This window comes from Streptomyces sp. CO7 (assembly GCF_053474865.1).
The window spans coordinates 645,497-647,021 of the sequence record NZ_JBRIOU010000004.1; the positions used below are offsets into that span (position 1 = coordinate 645,497).

Sequence of the window (1,525 nt, forward strand, 5' to 3'; positions counted from 1 at the left end):
GGCGACGCGTGGGCACTGACCGTCCGGGTGCACCGGCTGGACGACCGCCAGGGTGTCCATGACCGGTGGACCCAGGAGTTCCTGTCCGCCCGCCTCACTCCGCTCGGCGGCGGCCTGCTGGGCATGGCCTCGGACAACCGCGCCTGGCTCGCCCTCCCGGACGGCTGTCTGGGACGCCCCGGCAAGGACGGGGGCCCCACCGTCGTGGACGTCGCCCAGGGCGAGTGGGTCACGGACCTGGAGCCGGGTGCCGAGGAGCGGGACGCCATGGCCCGCATCGTCGTGAAGCTCGTCAACAAGGTCGGCGAGGACCTCGGCTGCGCCGGCACGATCGCCGATCCGGTCGACCGCCTGCCGGAGGCCGCCCGCTCCGCCCCCCGCGAGAAGCCGGACGCGCTCTGCGGCGTCAAGGGGCTGACCCTGCCCGCAGGGCGCCGGCCGCACCGGTCTTCCCTGATCACCGTCGGGCACGGCCCGGTGCGCACCTGCGACCGGGACATCTCCCTCTCGCAGCCGAGGCAGCGCCTGATGACCGTCGAGGACCCCAGGCTGACCGGGATGTTCAGGAGGACGGCGCTGTACGAGGGCGACCGGGTGCGCTCCGCCATCGGGTTCGGCGGCCTCGGCACCAACCTCGGCATCTTCGTGGCCCCTTGCCCGACGGGCGAGACGGCCTTCGTCGTGCAGGCCACCCAGAGCGGGGCGAGCGCGGACGTGCGCCACCTCTTCCCCCGCTACGTCGAGGCCGAGGCGGCGCGCCTCGGCTGCGGCCCGCTGGATCTGAAACTCCCGCGGCCCGGCGAGGACCGCTGAGCACCACTGCGGACCGCTGAGCACCACTGCGGACCGCTGAGGACCACTGCGGACCGCTGAGGACCACTGCGGACCGCTGAGGACCGCTGACGCGCCCCCGGCCGGCCACCGCCCCGCGGCCGGGGTCGCGTGAGGACTCCCCGGCCTCGGACCGCCCTCGTGGGCTACCCCTCCGGCCGGTCGAGACGGTCGCCCGCGACGCCGGCCAGGAAGTCCTCGACCTCCTTCGTCGTCCTCAGCCGGTGGAAGACGAGGTGCGCGGCCCGTGGATCGCGCATGGCCGCCTCGTACCGCTCCTGGACGCGCGGATACGAGGTCCACGCCCACCACAGGATCGAGTCCTCGCCGCGCCAGAACATCAGACCGCGCCATGTCTCACGGTTGCCGTTCCACAACTCCTGGCCGGTCACCGCCCGCCGCACGGTCCGGCTCAGGGCCCGCCACAGCACCCGCCACCGGGAGGGGTTGACCCACACGACGGTGTCCGCCCGTTCCCACACCAGGGTGCCGATCTTGCCCTGGTAGTTGCCGTCCACGATCCAGGCGTCGGCGGCCGTGGCCCGCCGGACCCGCGCACTCAGCTCCTCGGCAGAAGCCTCGGTCCAGCCGGGCCCCCAGTGCAACGCGTCCAGTTCGACGTGCGGCACACCAAGGATCTCGGAGAGCCGCGCCGCCACCGTCGACTTGCCCGACCCCGAGCACCCCACCACCG

General features: G+C 73.8%; 1 protein-coding gene and 1 pseudogene. One reads left to right on the forward strand and one right to left on the reverse strand.

The window, feature by feature from the left end:
- A pseudogene (locus tag ACOV8S_RS15740) lies at window positions 1–813 on the forward strand (hypothetical protein); the annotation flags it as partial.
- Window positions 814–977: 164 nt separating this feature from the next.
- On the opposite strand, the gene ACOV8S_RS15745 reads toward ACOV8S_RS15740, so the two are convergent.
- Window positions 978–1,525 (reverse strand): hypothetical protein (locus ACOV8S_RS15745; RefSeq protein WP_448318448.1); only part of this gene is annotated, 548 nt, incomplete at its 5' end.